This is a genomic window from Tenacibaculum todarodis (assembly GCF_001889045.1).
GTDB classification, from domain to species: Bacteria; Bacteroidota; Bacteroidia; order Flavobacteriales; family Flavobacteriaceae; genus Polaribacter; species Polaribacter todarodis.
In genome coordinates, this window is sequence record NZ_CP018155.1 from 2,102,815 (window position 1) to 2,121,458 (window position 18,644).

An 18,644-nucleotide genomic window follows, 5' to 3' on the forward strand; every position below is an offset into this window, starting at 1 on the left:
TTAGACTATGAAAAAGATATTACTATTATTTTTAATTACCACTACTTTTTGTTTTTCACAAACAGAAATAGAATTTAAAAAAGGAGTCAAAATTATTAATTCTTATAAATCTAATAATTACAAGGTTCCTAAATCCATTTTATTTGAAATTTCGGGAGATACTCATTTAATAAACTACTATTTAGATCTTACTAAAAAACTAAAGAAACAATTTAAAAAGAAAGGCATTAAAGTAGGCTTTAATTATAGTCTAACATCTTTAAATCCATTTAAAGATGATTTAAAAAACATTCCAAAAAAAAGGAAAAAGAAGAAAAATTACGAAATGATATGTGAACTCTCATCGTCTTTTACAAAAATTCCTGAAAGCTGGAAAGAATACATAAATATTAACAAAAGGAAGACTCAACATTTTTTGAATGCCTCAATAACAAGTAAAAAAAATATAAATACATTTAAGTTAAAATTAGATATTCATGCCTATTACACAATAGTTACTCAGAACAAAAAAATTAGTAAAGTAATTACAAACCTAATTACTTCTCCTACTTTGCAACCACAAATAGAACTGCAATCCAAATAAAATAGAACCCGCTAATAAATGTATTGCTTGTGTTCCTATTGGAAATTCTGCGTAGTACATTAAAATACCAGTAATGGTTTCTAAAAAAAGAAGAAAAACAATCCAATTTACAAGTTTATAACCTAACTCTTTAAGTTGATTTAAATAAAATAAACCAAAATTAACTAATACAATTGCAATTGTAAATGAGCGATGGAAATAAAATTTAAAATTAGGCTCTAATAAACTATAGTGTTTGTTTTCAAATCCGAATTGTTTTACTTGCTCATCAATAAATTGTCTTACTTGTGTTCCCATTGCAATTTGTATCAACGAGAAAATTACCGAAACAATTACCAATTTCGTAAATAATGAGTTGTATTTATAAACTTTGGGTTTATCCGAAGAAATAAAATACAGATACAACAAAAGCGCTACAATTACCAAACCAGCAACCATGTGAATGGTAATTACGGTTGGTTTTAAATTGGTATCTACAACTGTTTTTCCTAACCAAGCTTCAAACAAAAACAATATTAAAACACTTATTGAAAGCAACGTAAATATCTTTTTTTCTTTCCAAAAGAAAGCAGAAAAAACCACCATTAACAACAACGGAATTCCTGCTAAAGCAGAAGATAGTCTATTTATATACTCTGTCCAAGTATGAAATTTATTAAATTTTGCGTAGCTGTGTTTTGTGTACTTTTTCCAGTTATTAAGATTGAATTCTTCCGAAGTTTTTAAATCCTCTTCTGCAACAAAAAGGGTTTCATTTTTAATAATAATCATTCCCTTTTTAAACTCAGCATTTGGTTTCCATGTAATTTGTTCTTCCGCTGTTGGCGGAATATAATATCCAAAACATTTTGGCCAATCTGGACAACCCATTCCAGAACCTGTCATTCTAACAATTGAGCCCGCTAAAAAGATTAAATAGACAGCAAAAATGGTGATTTTGACAAGTGTTGGGAAGTTTTTTTTCATCAATACTGAGTTTATTTCAGTTCCTTAAAAGTTTATACAAAGATACAAAAAAGCACAAAAAAAGACTTCTGAAACCAGAAGCCTTTTTTAATATATTTAAAAGAGATTATGCTTTTTTATCTGCGCAACATTCTTTTTTACAATCTTCTGCACAAGCTTTTTTGTCTGCATCTTTTTTAGTACAACAGTCTTTTTTACAATCTATATCACAAATTTTTGTTGGTGCTTTTTCTGTAGCTTTATATAAATCTCCTCCTGCAATCCCATCAACAAAGGCAATTAAATCTGTTTTACTTGTTTTGTTTGCATCAAATTTAATTTTTGCAACGCTATCTATAAAAACAACCTGAGCATCAATTACTCCATCTTTTTTAGATAATTTAGACTGAATGGTTTTTGCACAACCAATTTCACAGGTCATTCCAGAAATGTTAATAGCTAATTTTTCAACCTTTGCATCCTTTGCAACAACTGGCGTTTCTTTTTTAGCTTCAGTTTTGCAAGAAGTTAAAACTAAGCAAGCTACAACTAAAGCGAATATAAATTTTTGAATTTTCATTTTAAATAATTATTTGTTTATCAAGCAAATTTATTAATAATTGAATTGAAATCAATAGAATTGTTGGACTTTTGTGCTACCTAACAAACTAATCAAATGAAAAACGAACAAAAAAAATGGATTTACTTAATAATACTTTCTTTAGTTTGGGGAAGTTCTTTTATTTTAATGAAAAAAGCTTTAATAAGCTTATCACCAATACAATTAGCTGCTTTACGCACTATAATTGCTGCCGTGTTTGTAATAATTGTTGGCCATAAAAATTTAAAAAAAATAAAAAAAAGACATTGGAAGTATATTGTTTTTAGCGCTTTAGTTGGAACTTTTATCCCCGCTTTTTTGTTTGCTTTTGCTATTAAAGGAATAGATAGTTCAATTGCATCAATATTAAATTCCTTGACTCCTTTTAACACATTTATCATTGGAGCTTTGGTCTTTGGGTTTGCATTCCAAAAAAATCAATTAACAGGAATTTTAGTTGGTTTGATTGGTACAATTATTCTAATTTTAAAAGGAGCAGACTTAAATCCCGATCAAAATTATTGGTATGCATTATTACCTATTATCGCATCTATTGGTTACGCGTTTAATGTAAATATTATAAAAAAACATCTCTATGATTTAAATGCACTAACTATAACCACAGGGCACTTTATATTAGTAATAGTTCCTGCATTAGTAGTATTAAGTTTTACAGGTTTTTTTACTGAGTTTGAATTAAATTCCGAAACAAAGCCAGCATTATTCTACATCATTATTTTAGCTTTCTTTGGAACAGCAATTGCCAAAGTAATGTTTAATGAAATGGTACATATTTCCACTCCAATCTTCGCTTCATCCGTAACCTATTTAATTCCTATTGTGGCAGTTATTTGGGGGATTATAGATGGCGAAAAACTAAGCCTTATTCAATTAATAGCTGGTGTAATTATCTTATTTGGTGTTTGGTTGGTAAATAGAAAAAAATAGGCAGTATTCAGTATTCAGTATTCAGTATTCAGTATTCAGTATTCAGTATTCAGTATTCAGTATTCAGTATTCAGTATTCAGTATTCAGTATTCAGTATTCAGTATTCAGTATTCAGTATTCAGTATTCAGTATTCAGTATTCAAAAATAAAAAAAGAGCCAAGAACTAAATCTTGACTCTTTTATTTTTATGTTATTTTCTTTAGAGATTATTTAAAATCTGCATCAGAAACACCTTCATTAACTTTTACTTCTTTAAGATCAAAAGATAAATCCATTGGACCCATTTTTTGTCCCATTTTATGTGGAAATTTAATTCCATTAACTTCTTTGTAATCAGAAAAAGTTGTTGGTAGTTTCACTTCACCTTGTGGCCCTTTAACAGTTCTTACTTCTTTAGCTTTTAAACCTGTTTTGACATTATAGAAAATTTCCATTTTATTATGCTTAATAACATAGAAGTTTTCACCATCAATAGGTTCAATTCTATCTAGTTTTCCTTTTTTGTATTCTGCATCTGCAAAAGGAGCACTTGTAGTTTTAGCAGCCTCTAACTCTTCGCCTGCGTAATCCTTTCTTCTTCCTTGTGCTTCTTGATATCCTTTAGTTCCATCAAAAATTTGCTTACTTAATGTTTGCCCCATACCTGTCATAACAACAGCCATTTTATTTGGTGCAGCTTGTTTTTGAGTCATTGTTAAATCAATTCCTTGCACTTTTCCCGTAGAAATCATCATTACAGAATTTATTGTTGCAACTTTATCTTTACCTCCAATAGCATCAAAATATGTATCTACAACTGTTGTTGCTGTTACTCCTGCAGGAATTGGCAATGTCATTTCTGGTTTTGTAGTCGGGTTTCCTTCTTTATCAAAATAACTGATTACATAATCTCCTTTTTCAAGGTTTTTAAGAACATCTATTCCTTTACCCGTAACCATTATTCTTGCTTTATCTCCTCTAAAGTGTTTTAGTGCTGCATTTTGAACATCATCTACTGTTACTGAGTTAATATTTTTAATGTAATTTGCATAAAAATCTTCAGGCAAATCATATAAAGCAATGTTTAGCGCGTAATTAGCTGCTGTTGCTGGTTTTTGAACATCCATTACAAAACCTCCAATATATTCTTCTTTAGCATCTTGTAATTCTTTTTCAGTTACTTTTTGGTAACGGATCTTGTTAATTTCTTTTTGAATTTCTACAATAGCACTATCCGTAACTACATTTCTTACACCTGCAGTTGCTCTAAATATTCCAGTATTTCTACTTTGGCTAACTCTTGAATAAGAACCATAAGTATAAGCTTTATCTTCACGTAAATTTTGAAACAAACGTGCAGAACCACCGCCACCAAGAATTTTGTTAGCTAATAATGCAGCATAATAATCTTTGTCTCCTAACGTTAAATCGATAGTGTTTACAACTGCAACTTCAGATTGATTTGCGTTTGGCATATCTACAAAACTAATTTCTGTAGTAGGAACATTTACCGGTTTTTGAATGGTAGAAACTGGTATATTTCCTTTTTTCCAATCAGCAAATAAGCTTTTTACTAATTTTTTAGTTTCGGTAGGATTAATATCTCCAACAATTATTAAATAAGCGTTATTAGGCTTGTAATATGTATTGAAATTATTTTTTACTGCATCCAAAGTAATATTATTTACAGTTTCTTTATTTGTAAATTCTCCACGAGGATGGTTTTTACCAAATACCAAAACATTTTCAACTCTACTTGCAATAGCAGGAATATTCTTTTCTACAGATTTTAAGTTTTCTAAAGTCACTTGTTTTTCTTTATCAAACTCTTCTTGTGTAAATTGAGAATTTTTAACACCATCTGCCATTAAACCTAATACTTCTGGAAAGTATTTTTTTAATGATCTTGCAGAAGCTCCAGTACTAAAAAAGTTAACACTTGCTCCTAAAAAATCTACTTTTTCATTAAATTCATCTTTAGTAATAGTAGAAGTCCCTCTTCCTAATAAACTTCCCATCATATCAGATACACCAGCAATATTTCCTTCAGCATATGGTTTATTATCTATTCTTAAAGTAGCTGCTGCTCTTGGTAATTTATGGTTTTCTACCATAATTACTGTCATTCCGTTTTCTAAAGAAAATTTCTCTGCTGTTCCTAATTTTACAACAGGATCTGGTCCTGGAGTTGGCATTTTACTTCTGTCAATTTGCGCTGTTGCACTAAAAGACATTGCTATTATTGCTATTATTGATAAAATTTTTGTCTTCATCTTTTATATTATTTTTTCTTAGGTAAATATTCTAAGATTAATCTTTGATTTTTATTTAAGTATTTCTTTGCAACTTCTCTAATTTCTTCTCTAGTAACAGACCTGTAAACATCTATTTCAGTATTAATTAAATTAGTATCTCCATACATTACATTATATCTTGCCAAAGAATTAGCAATACCAACAACGCTTGAGTTAGAATTTACATATCTATTTTCAAATTGATTTTGAATCTTTTGAAACGCTTTTTCAGAAATTAAATCTGTTTGAATTTTAACTATTTCTTCATCCATTTCAGCCACTAACTGATCTAAAGTAGTTTTACCTAGTGGAAGAGAAAAAAGTGCATAAACACCATAATCTTGTTGACTAATATTTACCGCTTGCACTGCTAGAGCTTGCTTTTGAGTGTCTACCATTTTCTTGTATAAAACAGAGCTTTTTCCTCCACTTAAATACGTAGAAATCATATCTAAAACTTTAGAATCTCTTGTTTTAAAAGAAGGTGTTCTATACGCAGCAATAATAGCTGGTATTTGAATATTCTCGTCATACGCTTTCGCTTTAAACTCTTGCGTAATTGGCTCTTCCTTCGGGAAATTTCTTACAACCTCTGGTCCTCTTGGTATTGGACCAAAATAATCTTTAATCATTTTCTTTGCAGAAGCAATATCAATATCACCAGCAACAACTAAAGTTGCATTATTTGGTACATAATATTTTTTATTAAAAGCTAAAAATTCTTCTAACGTTGCCGCATCTAAATGATCCATATACCCAACATTTGGGTCTTTATATGGGTGTACTTTAAATATGTTTTTAGAAATTTCTGGTAAAATATTAGAATATGCTCTTGTACGTTGTCTTTTCTCTTCTTTTACAACTTCGTTCTGTGTATCAACACCATCTTGACCAATAATTGGATGTAATAAGCGTTCAGATTCCATCCAAAGACCTAATTCTAATTTGTTTGAAGGGAAGATCTCATAATAATAGGTTCTATCTTGAGACGTATTAGCATTATTCCTTCCACCATTAGAAGACACAATTTTAAACCATTCTCCTTTTCCAATATTTTCTGTACCTTCAAATAAAAGGTGTTCAAAGAAATGTGCAAAACCTGTTCTTTTTCTATCTCCATCTTTACCACCAACTCCATACATTACAGAGGTAATAATTACAGGAGCAGATTTGTCTTGATGTAAAATAACGTGCATTCCGTTATCTAAATCGTACTCTTCAAATTCAACTTTTTGTGCATTTGCTGAAAATGCAATCAAAAATACTGAAGCAAGAGTTAAAATACTTTTTTTCATTGATTTTATTATTTAATTAGTGATTTAGTTTAAAGTTTGACGCTCATTTTTTTTGTTTGTTACAACTATTTGAGAAAAAATAAAAACAAGCTCTCAAAAATAACATTAAAACTTAAAAGTTAGCTAGTTATAAAGTTTATTTAAAAAAAATAATTATTGTTAATAACTTATTGTGAGTAACAAAAAATATGTATATTTGCATCCGCATTTTCAGTTAGAAAGTGTAGTAATAAATACAAAAAACAAATAGTATGTACGCAATCGTAGAGATAGCAGGGCAGCAATTTAAAGTAGCGAAAGACCAAAAGGTTTACGTTCACCGTTTACAAGAAGCAGAAGGATCAAAAGTAACTTTTGATAACGTAATGCTTATTGAAGATAAAGGTGGAGTAACTATTGGCGCCCCAGCTATAGAAGGAGCCGCAGTAACGGCAAAAATTCTAGGTCACTTAAAAGGTGATAAAGTAATCGTTTTCAAAAAGAAAAGAAGAAAAGGTTACAAGAAGAAAAATGGACACAGACAGTATTTAAGTGAGATTCAGATTGAATCTATCGCTGCTTCTGGTGCTAAAAAAACAACTGCTAAGAAAGCTGCTCCTAAAAAGGAAACAGTAAAGGCTGAAGCTAAAAAAGCTGCTCCTAAAAAATCTTCTAAAGCAGATGATTTAAAGAAAATTGAAGGTATTGGTCCTAAAATTGCAGAAACTTTAGTAGCTGCAGGTTTAGCAACTTTTGCAGATTTAGCAAAAGCAAAACCAGCTGCAATTTCTGAAATTATTGCAGGTGTTCGTGGAAACCACGTAACAGATACTTGGCCAAAACAAGCTAAATTAGCTGCAGATGGTAAGTGGGATGAATTAAAAGATTTACAAGATATATTAGACGGAGGAGTTGAAAAATAACTCACTAATATAACTTTAACCTATAAAAACTCAAGAAAATGGCACATAAAAAAGGTGTAGGTAGTTCGAAGAATGGTAGAGAATCAGAATCGAAACGACTAGGAGTAAAGATTTTTGGAGGACAAGCTGCAATTGCAGGTAATATTCTTGTCCGTCAAAGAGGTACAACTCACAATCCAGGTGAAAATGTATATATGGGAAAAGACCATACATTACATGCTAAGGTTGATGGTGTTGTAGATTTCAAAAAGAAAAGAGACAACAAATCTTACGTTTCTATTATTCCTTTCGAGGCTTAAGAAATAAAGATTATAATATTAAAAACGCGCAAACAATGTTTGCGCGTTTTTTTATGCTTCTTATTTATACTGAATTTGTATTTTTACGTTAATGAATTTTCTTTACAATATATTAGTTTTTATTGCATCTCTTTTATTACCATTGATAGCTTTATTCAATAAAAAAATAAAGTTATTTGTTGATGGAAGAAAAGAAACATTTACAAAACTATCTTCTATCAATAAAACCGATAAAGTAATTTGGTTCCATGCGGCTTCTTTGGGCGAATTTGAACAAGCAATACCTATTATAGAAGAGCTTAAAAATAAATACGATAATTATAAAATTGTTGTAACCTTCTTCTCTCCTTCTGGATATGAAATAAGAAAAAATTACGCTTTAGCAGATATTGTATGCTATCTTCCTTTAGACTCTAAAAGTAAGATGAAGAAATTATTAGAAATTGTTCACCCTACAGTTGCAATATTTATAAAGTATGAATTCTGGCCAAACCTTTTAAGTCAGTTAAAACGAAAAGAAATTCCTACTATTTTAGTTTCAGGAATTTTAAGAGAGAAACAATCATTCTTTAAATGGTATGGGGGTTTTATGAGAGAAAAGCTGAATACTTTCAATCACTTTTTTGTTCAAAATGAAGAATCGAAAAAACTCTTAAAATCTATTAATTTAAACAACGTTACAATTGCTGGAGACACTCGTTTTGATAGAGTTTCAACAATCTTAAACCAAGACAATAGGTTAGATTTTATTTCTGAATTTAAAAATAGTAAATATGTAATTGTTGCCGGAAGTACTTGGCAAGAAGATGAAGAATTATTGGTAAACTACATCAATAACGAAGCATCTGAAGAAGAAAAATTTATTATTGCTCCACACAACATCAATCAAAAAAATATTGAAATTTTAAAAAATTCAATCTTAAAAAAGACGGTGTTATTTTCTGCTAAAGGGAATACAAGCTTAGCAGAATATCAAGTTTTTATTATTGATACTATTGGGATATTAACCAAAATATATTCTTACGCAGATACTACTTATGTTGGTGGCGGATTAAAAACTGGCTTGCATAATATTTTAGAACCCGCTACTTTTGGAGTTCCTATTGTTATTGGAAACAAATACAAAAAGTTTAAAGAAGCTGAAGATTTGGTAGCTTTAAAAGGTTGTATTTCAATTAATAATCAAGAAGAGTTTTCTACTATTTTTACAAAATTTAAAGCAGATGAAAACTATAGAAAATCAACAGGAAATATCAACAAAAAATATATTCAAGAAAATTTAGGAGCAACTCCTTTAGTTGTTAATTATTTAAAAAACATACTTTAATTATGGAATTTATAACACAACCTTGGCCGTGGTTTATAGGCGGACCATTAATAGCAATATCTTTATTGCTATACTTTTATTTTGGTAAAAACTTTGGAGTTTCTACTAATTTAGAAACGCTGTGTACAATGGCTGGTGCAGGTAAAATTTCAGACTATTTTAAAAAGGATTGGAAAGAACGAGATTTCGCTTTACTATTTGTAGTTGGTTTAATTATTGGCGGTTTTATTTCTTCAACTTATTTAATTCCTAATCAAACTATAGATTTAAATCCAAAAACAATTAAGGAACTTACAGATTTAGGTTTTTCTAATGTTGGTAATCAATATTTTCCAGATGAAATTTTTAGCAAAGAAGCTTTCTCTTCTATAAAAGGATTTTTAATTCTTTTAGTTTCAGGTATTTTCGTAGGCTTTGGAACACGTTATGCTGGCGGTTGTACTTCTGGACATGCAATTACTGGTTTAAGTAGTTTACAACTACCTTCATTATTAGCAGTAATTGGATTTTTTATTGGTGGTATTATTGCCACTTGGTTTATAATCCCTTTAATATTTTAGCCAATAATTGGTATTAAACAAAATTAAAAACACTATTAACTTTGTTTCTTTGTGAGTAATCCGGAAACAGAATAAAGTTTAAAAACATATTCAAATGAAAAACATCAAATTTTTAATCTTAGGAATCTTTTTTGCAATCGTTTTAAGCAAAACTCAAGCAATTTCTTGGTATCGTTTTTATGAAATGTTTAAGTTTCAATCTTTTCACATGTATGGAATTATAGGTGGCGCCGTAATTGTTTCAATGGTTTTTATGCAACTTTTTAAAAGTGGAAAAATAAAAGACATTAATGGAAATTGGATTGTGCCAAAACCGAAGAAAAAAGGAACTATCAGAACAATTTTAGGTGGAACATTCTTTGGTTTAGGTTGGGGGATTTCTGGCGCTTGTGCTGCTCCAATTTTTGTGATACTAGGATTTGAATTGATCCCTGCAATCATTTTATTAATTGGTGCTTTAATAGGTGCTTTTGTGTATGGTTTGTTGAGTAAAAAACTACCTCATTAATCTTTAAACTTAGGGAGCTTTTCTAATAAATTTTGATTAGTATTATCTACAACTTCCCATTTGTAAATAGATGAAAGCTGATAAATTTTAGACAATTCTTCAAACAATCGTTTTTTTGCCTCAATCTTTAGTCTAGATAATTCAACCGTTTCTTTTATTTTATCAATACTTTTTTGATTGATTTTATTCAGCTCGTCTTTTGTAAAAGAGTTAAAGTTACTTTGTTGCAAATCGAAATATTTAATATCTGGAGAAATTAAAACCTCTTCTACAGGGATTTTATTAATTATAATTTGCTTTGTAATTGAGTCTATTTGAATATCCATTTTAGACAAATCGTATCCAACCTCAACTTTAGCATTTACAGAGATAATTGCCTTTTTATCAAAAGATAAATAATCGTAGAAGTATTTTTTTGAATCTGAATAATTGTACATTTCAGAAAATGTTCCTTCAGAAACCACCAATTTACTCAAGTCTTTAATTGAATTTACAACAACTTGAATTTCTTCTTGTTTATGATTAATTTCCTTTTGATCGTACCAAAACTTAGCAACCAAAAAACCTAATAAAAAAACAGCTACATATTTTAAAAAACGCATTTGTAAAGTATTTTTATAAAGATACAGATTTCTGTCATTCCTGCGTAGGCAGGAATCTCAAAATTAACAAGATCAATTTTAATCAGATTCCTGCCTACGCAGGAATGACACGTCTTAAGTTTAATCTTCCTTCGGAAACGCTTGTTTATTAAAGATAAAAAGCAAAACAGTACCTATAAAAATCCAAGAATCTGCACCATTAAAAATTGCATTAAAGAATGTAAAGTATTTTCCTCCAAAGAAAGGTAACCATTCAGGTAAAGTTCCTTCCCACATCGGGAAATACAACATATCTACTACCTTTCCGTAGAACATTTCTCCGTATGGTTTCTCAGCAAATAGTGTTGCTACTCCGTTATATGGTGTGTCAAAAATAATTCCGTAAAAAACAGAGTCAATAATATTACCAACTGCACCAGCAAAGATCAATGAAATTGCTACTATAACTGCTGTATGAGTGTTTCTTTTTATTGTTTTTGTTAACCAATACATAATACCAGTAACCGCTACTAATCTAAATAAAGTTAAAAATAGCTTGCCTGTTTTACCACCAAACTCAAAACCCCAAGCCATTCCATTATTTTCTGTAAAATGAATAACAAACCAGTCTGAAAACACAGTAACTTCTTCACCTAAAACAAAATGTGTTTTTATATAAATCTTACTTATTTGATCTATTAATAAGGCAAGGAAAATAGTAAGAATTGCAATATATTTTTTTGACATGTGTAATTTTTAACAGCAACAAAAATAAGAAAACTATTGTGTTTATTTACTCGTTAACACAATATTAGCTTTCTTTGATATTATAGTGACATTTCTTAAGGAATTTGAAAGTTTTTTTTGATACGGATTTGATTCTAAAACGTTATTTACTTTAATAGTTCCATTTGAAGAATCTATATTTATTTCCCCTTCTGAAGCAGTTAAAAACACATTCCCAGAATATAAACGAAGTTGTAAATTTCCTTTTAAACTATTAAATTTTAGTGAACCTTTTTCAATAAAAACAGATAAATTTCCTTGATAACTTTTAGAAACAATATCAACTTCTTCACCTAAAAAAGTAAGGTTTTTATTCTTTGGGATTTTAATTTTTACGGAAGCTCTGTTTAATCTTTCAGTAATAAATTTTCTAAAAACAGGTTCTTTTTGTTTTATTTCAGGTTGAAAATCAATACTTAGAATTCCATTTTTTTCAGAAGTAATAATATGATGTGCAAAAGAATTTTCTTCATCTAAAAAAACAGTAATAAAATCATTTTCTGAAGTTTCTAAAACAATTTCATCCAAGCCTTTTGTATCAATTTCTATGTTATTAGTTGAAGCAATAAATTTCTTAGAACTTAATTGCTGACTAAAACTTAATGATTGACTTATTAAAAAGAGAAGTAAAAATGAGTTTCTCATAAAAGAAAAAAGCTTCCTTTTTAAGGAAGCTTTTGAATTATTGTTTGCGTTTTGCTTCAATGCTTAACGTTGCATGAGGCACAAGTTTTAATCGTTCTTTCTGAATTAATTTACCAGTAACTCTACAAACTCCGTACGTTCCGTTTTCTATACGTAACAAGGCGTTTTTTAAATCTCTAAGAAACTTCTCTTGTCTTATTGCTAACTGTACGTTAGATTCTTTACTCATTACATCTGCTCCATCATCAAACGATCTAAATTGCGGTGATGTATCATCTGTACCGTTGTCAGATCCATTTTTATATGAGCTTTGCAATAATGCTAAATCTTCTTCAGCACGTGCTTTCTTTTTTAAGATAATCTCTTTAAATTCGTTTAAATCTTCTTCAGAATATTTAGCTATACTATCTGCCATAATTCTACATTTTTTGTATTAATATTTTACTTTTTATGGTATCGAACTCAATTTCCGTACCATTTTCCAACGCATCCACAAAAACTAATTCATTGGTAAGCGTTTCGCTCATTATGTAATCTTTATTAATAGATACAGATTCTGCTAAGTCTTCAAAATTTAAAACGGTTAATTTTATTTTATCTGTTACTTCTAAACCTGAATCTTTACGTGCATTTTGAATTCTATTTACTAGCTCTCTAGCTATACCTTCTTTACGTAAATCATCAGAAATTGTAACATCTAACGCTACTGTTATACCGTCTGAATTAGCGACTAACCAACCTTCTATATCTTTAGAAGTAATAACTACATCAGAGACTTCTAAAGTAATCATTTTTTCATTAATTTCTAAAGAAATTTTTTCGTCTTTTTCTATCTTCTGAATATCTTCTGCCGTAAAACCTTGAACAACATTCGCTACCAACTTCATGTCTTTACCAAATTTTGGCCCTAACGTTTTAAAGTTTGGTTTAATTTGCTTCACTAAAATATCTGAAGCATCGTCTAAAAGTTCAATCTCTTTTACGTTTACTTCTGATTTTATTAAATCTGAAACCGCTAAAATTGACGCTTTTTGCGCATCATCTAAAACAGGAATCATTATTTTTTGTAACGGTTGACGAACCTTTATTTTCTCCTTAGCTCTTAACGATAATACTAAAGATGAAATAGTTTGTGCATCTTCCATTTTACGTTCTAACGCTTTGTCTATAATTGCTTCATTATAAACAGGAAAAGTTGATAAATGAATACTTTCAAACGTTTCTTGTTGCGTTGTAGCCATTAAATCTTGATACAATCTGTCCATGAAAAATGGAGCAACTGGTGCACTTAATTTTGCAACAGTTAACATACAAGTATATAACGTTTGGTACGCAGAAATTTTATCTTGCTCATATTCTCCTTTCCAAAAACGTCTTCTACATAAACGAACATACCAATTGCTTAAATGATCTTGCACAAAGCTATTTATGGCTCTTGTTGCTTTTGTTGGCTCATATTCATTATACGCTTCGTCTACTTTCTTGATTAAGGTATTTAATTCTGAAAGAATCCAACGATCTATTTCTGGACGTTCATTTAATGGAACATCATCTTCTGAATAATCAAACTTATCAATGTTTGCGTATAAACAGAAGAACGAATACGTATTATATAATGTCCCGAAGAACTTACGTTTTACCTCTGCTATTCCTTCAACATCAAACTTTAAATTGTCCCACGGATTTGCATTTGAAATCATATACCAACGCGTTGCATCTGCTCCATAAGTTGATAATGTTTCAAAAGGATCTGTTGCGTTTCCTAAACGCTTAGACATTTTATGTCCATTTTTATCTAACACTAACCCGTTAGAAACAACATTTTTATACGCTACAGAATCAAAAACCATAGTTGCAATTGCGTGTAATGTATAAAACCAACCTCTTGTTTGATCTACACCTTCTGCAATAAAATCTGCTGGAAACGATTCGTTTTTATCAATTTTCTCTTTGTTTTCAAACGGATAATGCCATTGTGCATAAGGCATTGAACCAGAATCAAACCAAACATCAATTAAATCGCTTTCGCGTTTCATTGGTTGTCCACTTGCTGAAACTAAAGTAATTTCATCAACTATATTTTTATGTAAATCTATTTTAGCATAGTTTTCGTTTGACATATTACCAACTTCAAAATCTTGGTAAATATCTTTTGCTAAAACTCCTGCTGCAACAGCTTTTGCCATTTCGGCTTTTAATTCTTCAACAGAACCAATACAAATTTCTTCTTTACCGTCTTCTGTTCTCCAGATTGGTAATGGAATTCCCCAATAACGAGAACGAGATAAATTCCAATCGTTTGCATTTGCTAACCAGTTTCCAAAACGACCTTCTCCGGTTGACTTTGGTTTCCAATTAATGGTTTCATTCAGTTTAAACATCTTGTCTTTAACGTCTGTAACTTTAATAAACCAAGAGTCTAATGGATAATATAAAATTGGTTTGTCTGTACGCCAACAGTTTGGATAACTGTGCACATATTTCTCAACCTTAAATGCTTTATTTTCTGTTTTTAATTTAATTGCTAATTCAACATCTACAGATTTTTCTGGTGCTTCACCATCTGTATAATATTCGTTTTTGACATATTTACCAGCAAATTCACCCATTTCTGGTCTAAATTTTCCTTGTAAATCTACCAACGGAACGGTGTTTCCGTTATCATCTAAAACTAATAGAGGTGGAATTTCTGGTGTTGCTTGTTTTGCAACCAACGCATCATCTGCTCCAAAAGTTGGTGCTGTATGTACAATTCCGGTTCCGTCTTCTGTAGTAACAAAATCTCCGGAAATTACTCTAAATGCATTTTCAGCATTTTCATAAGGCAATACATACTCTAATAATTGTTCGTATTTTATACCGACTAAATCTTTTCCTTTAAATTCTTTTACAACATAAAAAGGAATCTTTTTATCGCCTTCTTTATAGCCTAAAAGTTCAGATTTCTCTTCAACTTTATTGAATTTTTTATCAAACTGTTTTCCGACTAAGTTTTTAGCCAAAATAACATTCATTGGTTTAAATGTATATTGATTGTAAGTTTCAACCAACACATAATCAATTTTATTTCCAACGGTTAACGCTGTATTACTTGGCAATGTCCAAGGTGTTGTTGTCCATGCTAAAAAGTAGATAGTTCCTTCGTTTTGTAAAAATTCTGGAAGTGTTTCTTCAATAGCTTTAAACTGTGCAACAATAGTTGTATCGGTTACATCTTGATACGTTCCTGGTTGGTTTAACTCGTGCGAGCTTAAACCAGTTCCGGCTTTTGGTGAATAAGGCTGAATTGTATACCCTTTATACATCAATTTTTTGGTGTAAATTTCTTTTAACAACCACCAAACCGATTCCATATATTTTGGATCGTAGGTAATATATGGATCATCCATATTTACCCAATAACCCATTTTGTTGGTTAAATCGTGCCAAATATCTGTGTAACGCATTACCGCTTTTCTACAAGCTGCGTTGTAATCTTCTACAGAAATAGTTTTACCAATATCTTCTTTGGTAATACCTAATTCTTTTTCTACGCCTAATTCAATTGGTAAACCGTGTGTATCCCAACCTGCTTTACGCTTAACTTGGTAACCTTTCATGGTTTTATAACGTGGAAAAATATCTTTAATGGCACGTGCTAAAACATGGTGAACTCCTGGTAAACCATTTGCTGAAGGAGGTCCTTCAAAAAACACATAAGGTTCTGCACCTTCTCTTGTAGTTACACTCTTTTCGAAAATATTATTTTCTTCCCAATAGTTTAAAATTTCTTCTGCTACTTTTGGTAAATCTAACTGCTTATATTCTGCGAATTTTACGCTCATTTTATCGATATTTCTTATACGGTTGCGAAATTACGGAATTTCTGTAAATTGTTGTGTTTGAAGTTTGAAAATGTAAGAATAAAGAAAAGTAACTTAATTTCCGCTATCTGGAATTGAATCTGGGTCTTCTTGATCTAAACTAATAATTTCTGAAGTGTTAATAATTGTATTGACAACATTTACAGTTGCAGCTATTTCAATAGTAACTGTTTGCCCATTTATTATTGTTACTCCACTTAAATCCCAATCTCCAGTTGTAGAGTTATAGGTCCCAGAAGTAATGGTTGAATTTGCTAAGTTGAAGCTTAAACCTGTTGGTAATAAATCTCTCACTAAAACTCCAGTTGCATCTTGTGGGCCATTATTGGTTATTGACAATGTAAATACAACAACTTCTCCAACTTTTGGTAATGCTTTATCTACCGTTTTTGTTAAGCTTAAATCAGATGTTGGGACGATTTCTAAAGTAAAATAATCGTTGTCATTAAAGGTAGCAGTTGAAGAATAAACTCCACCAGATAAAGTTAAATTATATTCTTCAACAATTGTACTAAAATCTGACGCTGTACTTCTTACCAGTTTTAAAATTCCAGCTGGTGTTCCTGTTAAATCTAAATCTGACGCATTTAAAGAAAAATTAACGGCTCCAACATCACTTCTTTCGCTAACCCGCCATTTTGTATCAATTTGATATCTTTTACTTGGCGATGCAACTGCTGAAAAATTATAACTTGCATTCATTACATTTTCTCCCCAAAATAGGTATTCATCGTTTTGCAAATCATTTGGGTTGCTAATTTTAACAATACCTGTTCCTTGTGAATCAGTATGATTTGTTCCATCAGTTGCTTGACCGATACCTGCAACTTTATGATCAAAATCTCCATTTTCATCTTCATTATAAATGTTATCTGATATAGCAATACTTCCTAATTTTGCACTTAAATAATTATCTACAATATTCTTTTCTGCTAAAGACAGTCTATTATTATATAAAATTACCTCATAAAAATCTCCACTTGCTTCATCTGCTCCATTTGTATTTCTTCCAATTCTGTCATAAGGAATTCCAACGGTTGAACTACCAACATTAATAGTACTTGTTAGATTATTTGAAAATATATTTACACTACTTGATGCATTGTTCTTATGAAAAGAAACAATTGTATTTGCTCCAAAAGGAGAAGGTAATGTTGATTGATAATCTGCTACACCATAGCGAGTATATCCAATTCTATTAGTATTTGACCATTGCTCTACTCTAAGAGATAATGAACCTCCATCAAAAAAGGTGTTACTTCTTCCTGAATTAACAGGGTTTAAAGCAAAAAAAGCACTTGCATTTGTATATGTTCCAGTAGAAGTTGCATTTAAAAATTGTGCAGGATTTGTGCCTGCATTAAAATTTACGGCATTAAATGTTGGTAATGCATAAGTTGGTCTTCTGTTTCCTGTATTTGTAAAATTATTTCCATTTCCGCTATAATCGTTCCAAGAACTTATTCTACTTCCTAAAGCAGGATTATTAGTTATATCTCCATCTGCATTAATATCACTTCCTCTCAACCAAATTTTTAAATTTGAAGTTCCATCTATTGAACCAACACCACCAGGGCCAGTTTGAGAAAACATTTTAATACTGAATATTAAAAATAAATAAAATATAATCTTATTAATTTTCATAATGTAAAAACATTAGAATCCTCTTTCATCTTTAATTTTCTCGTAGGCTTCTTGTATTTTCTGAAACTTCTCTTGAGCAACTTTAATATGTTCTGGTCCTAAATCTTGTAATTTATCGGGATGATGTTTTTTAGCCATTTTTCTGTAGGCTTTCTTAACTTCTGCATCCGTTGCCGATTTTGTTATTTCTAAGATTTTATAAGCACTATCAACTGCATTAAAAAACATTGCTTTTATGGAAACATAATCGCGTTGATTGATGTATAAATATCCTGCAATTTTTCTTATTTCTTCTTCTTCGGATGCTGTAACGTTACCGTCTGCTTTTGAAATTCCGAATAAAAAATGAACTAATTGCAATCTTGATGCGTGCGTCATATGTTCGCGGATTTGCATACATACTTGACGTACAGATACTTTCTTTTTTAGAATTCCGCTAAAAAGTCTAAATGCAGAATTTGCACGTTCTTTACCGTACATGTTTACAAAATGCTGACGGACATAATCTAACTCGCGCTGATCTACTTTACCATCTGCTTTTATAACTACTGATGCTAAAACCAATAAACTGATTTCAAAATCGCCCGATTGTGTTTGACTTTGTTGTGGTCTTCTTCTACCACGAGTTTGGGTTTGTCGTCCTCTTTCGTAATCTATTTGTTCTTGGTTAAATCCATCCAATTTAAATCCGTCTACAAAACTACCAACTGCAAAACCAATTATTGCTCCTATTGGTCCGCCTAATGTAAATCCTAAACTTGCGCCTAACCAGCTTGCAAATTTCCCCATGTTTTTGTTTTTTATAGTAGCAAAGTTACAAAGTAAAAAAGTTACAAAGTAAAAAACAATGAAAAAAACAGATTGATAAGCCTGCGTGAAGGA

18 protein-coding genes are annotated in these 18,644 nt (G+C 30.4%); 7 read left to right on the forward strand and 11 right to left on the reverse strand.

Annotation, left to right across the window (positions count from 1 at the left end):
- The first annotated feature begins 7 nt into the window (after positions 1-7).
- The gene (locus LPB136_RS09580) at positions 8-583 is read left to right on the forward strand and encodes a hypothetical protein (protein ID WP_072556111.1); all 576 of its coding nucleotides are present in this window, start codon (positions 8-10) and stop codon (positions 581-583) included.
- Here the strand turns inward: LPB136_RS09580 and LPB136_RS09585 are convergent.
- The gene (locus LPB136_RS09585) at positions 533-1,549 is read right to left on the reverse strand and encodes a COX15/CtaA family protein (RefSeq protein ID WP_072556112.1); all 1,017 of its coding nucleotides are present in this window, start codon (positions 1,547-1,549) and stop codon (positions 533-535) included. The two genes, LPB136_RS09580 and LPB136_RS09585, sit on opposite strands and share 51 nt — an antisense overlap.
- A gap of 106 nt (positions 1,550-1,655) precedes the next feature.
- Entirely contained in the window at positions 1,656-2,108 is a 453-nt protein-coding gene (locus LPB136_RS09590) for a cation transporter (RefSeq protein ID WP_072556113.1), read from the reverse strand.
- Positions 2,109-2,204: 96 nt separating this feature from the next.
- On the opposite strand from LPB136_RS09590, the gene LPB136_RS09595 reads away from it, so the two are divergent.
- Positions 2,205-3,077 carry a DMT family transporter gene (locus LPB136_RS09595; RefSeq protein WP_072556114.1) on the forward strand — a complete coding sequence of 291 codons (873 nt, stop codon included), beginning with the start codon at positions 2,205-2,207 and terminating at the stop codon, positions 3,075-3,077.
- Positions 3,078-3,285: 208 nt separating this feature from the next.
- Here LPB136_RS09595 and LPB136_RS09600 read toward each other — a convergent pair whose 3' ends face one another.
- Positions 3,286-5,331 carry a M16 family metallopeptidase gene (locus LPB136_RS09600; protein WP_072556115.1) on the reverse strand — a complete coding sequence of 682 codons (2,046 nt, stop codon included), beginning with the start codon at positions 5,329-5,331 and terminating at the stop codon, positions 3,286-3,288.
- A gap of 8 nt (positions 5,332-5,339) precedes the next feature.
- On the reverse strand, positions 5,340-6,647 hold the full coding sequence (locus LPB136_RS09605) for a M16 family metallopeptidase (RefSeq protein WP_072556116.1): 1,308 nt from the start codon (positions 6,645-6,647) through the stop codon (positions 5,340-5,342).
- A 251-nt stretch (positions 6,648-6,898) separates the two neighbouring features.
- Here LPB136_RS09605 and rplU point away from each other — a divergent pair, with 251 nt between their 5' ends.
- From rplU to LPB136_RS09630, 5 genes are all read left to right on the forward strand, one after another.
- A complete protein-coding gene (gene rplU / locus LPB136_RS09610) occupies positions 6,899-7,549 on the forward strand; it encodes a 50S ribosomal protein L21 (RefSeq protein WP_072556117.1) in 651 nt (216 codons plus the stop codon).
- Between the two features lie 38 nt (positions 7,550-7,587).
- On the forward strand, positions 7,588-7,848 hold the full coding sequence (gene rpmA, locus LPB136_RS09615) for a 50S ribosomal protein L27 (RefSeq protein WP_072556118.1): 261 nt from the start codon (positions 7,588-7,590) through the stop codon (positions 7,846-7,848).
- Between the two features lie 91 nt (positions 7,849-7,939).
- Entirely contained in the window at positions 7,940-9,175 is a 1,236-nt protein-coding gene (locus tag LPB136_RS09620; RefSeq protein ID WP_072556119.1) for a 3-deoxy-D-manno-octulosonic acid transferase, read from the forward strand.
- Positions 9,176-9,177: 2 nt separating this feature from the next.
- Complete coding sequence (locus LPB136_RS09625) at positions 9,178-9,735, forward strand: YeeE/YedE family protein (RefSeq protein ID WP_072556120.1); 558 nt, start codon at positions 9,178-9,180, stop codon at positions 9,733-9,735.
- 94 nt (positions 9,736-9,829) lie between these two features.
- Positions 9,830-10,243, forward strand: a complete 414-nt coding sequence (locus LPB136_RS09630; RefSeq protein ID WP_072556121.1) for a DUF6691 family protein — start codon at positions 9,830-9,832, stop codon at positions 10,241-10,243.
- Here the strand turns inward: LPB136_RS09630 and LPB136_RS09635 are convergent.
- The 7 genes from LPB136_RS09635 to LPB136_RS09665 form a co-directional block, all read right to left on the reverse strand.
- Entirely contained in the window at positions 10,240-10,845 is a 606-nt protein-coding gene (locus tag LPB136_RS09635) for a DUF4230 domain-containing protein (RefSeq protein WP_072556122.1), read from the reverse strand. The two genes, LPB136_RS09630 and LPB136_RS09635, sit on opposite strands and share 4 nt — an antisense overlap.
- 120 nt (positions 10,846-10,965) lie before the next feature.
- A complete protein-coding gene (locus tag LPB136_RS09640) occupies positions 10,966-11,571 on the reverse strand; it encodes a lipoprotein signal peptidase (RefSeq protein WP_072556123.1) in 606 nt (201 codons plus the stop codon).
- 42 nt (positions 11,572-11,613) lie between these two features.
- Positions 11,614-12,255 carry a hypothetical protein gene (locus tag LPB136_RS09645; RefSeq protein WP_158009629.1) on the reverse strand — a complete coding sequence of 214 codons (642 nt, stop codon included), beginning with the start codon at positions 12,253-12,255 and terminating at the stop codon, positions 11,614-11,616.
- Between the two features lie 37 nt (positions 12,256-12,292).
- A complete protein-coding gene (locus tag LPB136_RS09650; protein ID WP_072556125.1) occupies positions 12,293-12,670 on the reverse strand; it encodes a TraR/DksA family transcriptional regulator in 378 nt (125 codons plus the stop codon).
- 4 nt (positions 12,671-12,674) lie between these two features.
- On the reverse strand, positions 12,675-16,079 hold the full coding sequence (gene ileS, locus LPB136_RS09655; RefSeq protein ID WP_072556126.1) for an isoleucine--tRNA ligase: 3,405 nt from the start codon (positions 16,077-16,079) through the stop codon (positions 12,675-12,677).
- 93 nt (positions 16,080-16,172) lie between these two features.
- On the reverse strand, positions 16,173-17,762 hold the full coding sequence (locus LPB136_RS09660) for a DUF11 domain-containing protein (protein WP_083426209.1): 1,590 nt from the start codon (positions 17,760-17,762) through the stop codon (positions 16,173-16,175).
- A 12-nt stretch (positions 17,763-17,774) separates the two neighbouring features.
- Entirely contained in the window at positions 17,775-18,551 is a 777-nt protein-coding gene (locus tag LPB136_RS09665; protein WP_072556128.1) for a TerB family tellurite resistance protein, read from the reverse strand.
- Positions 18,552-18,644 lie beyond the last annotated feature (93 nt).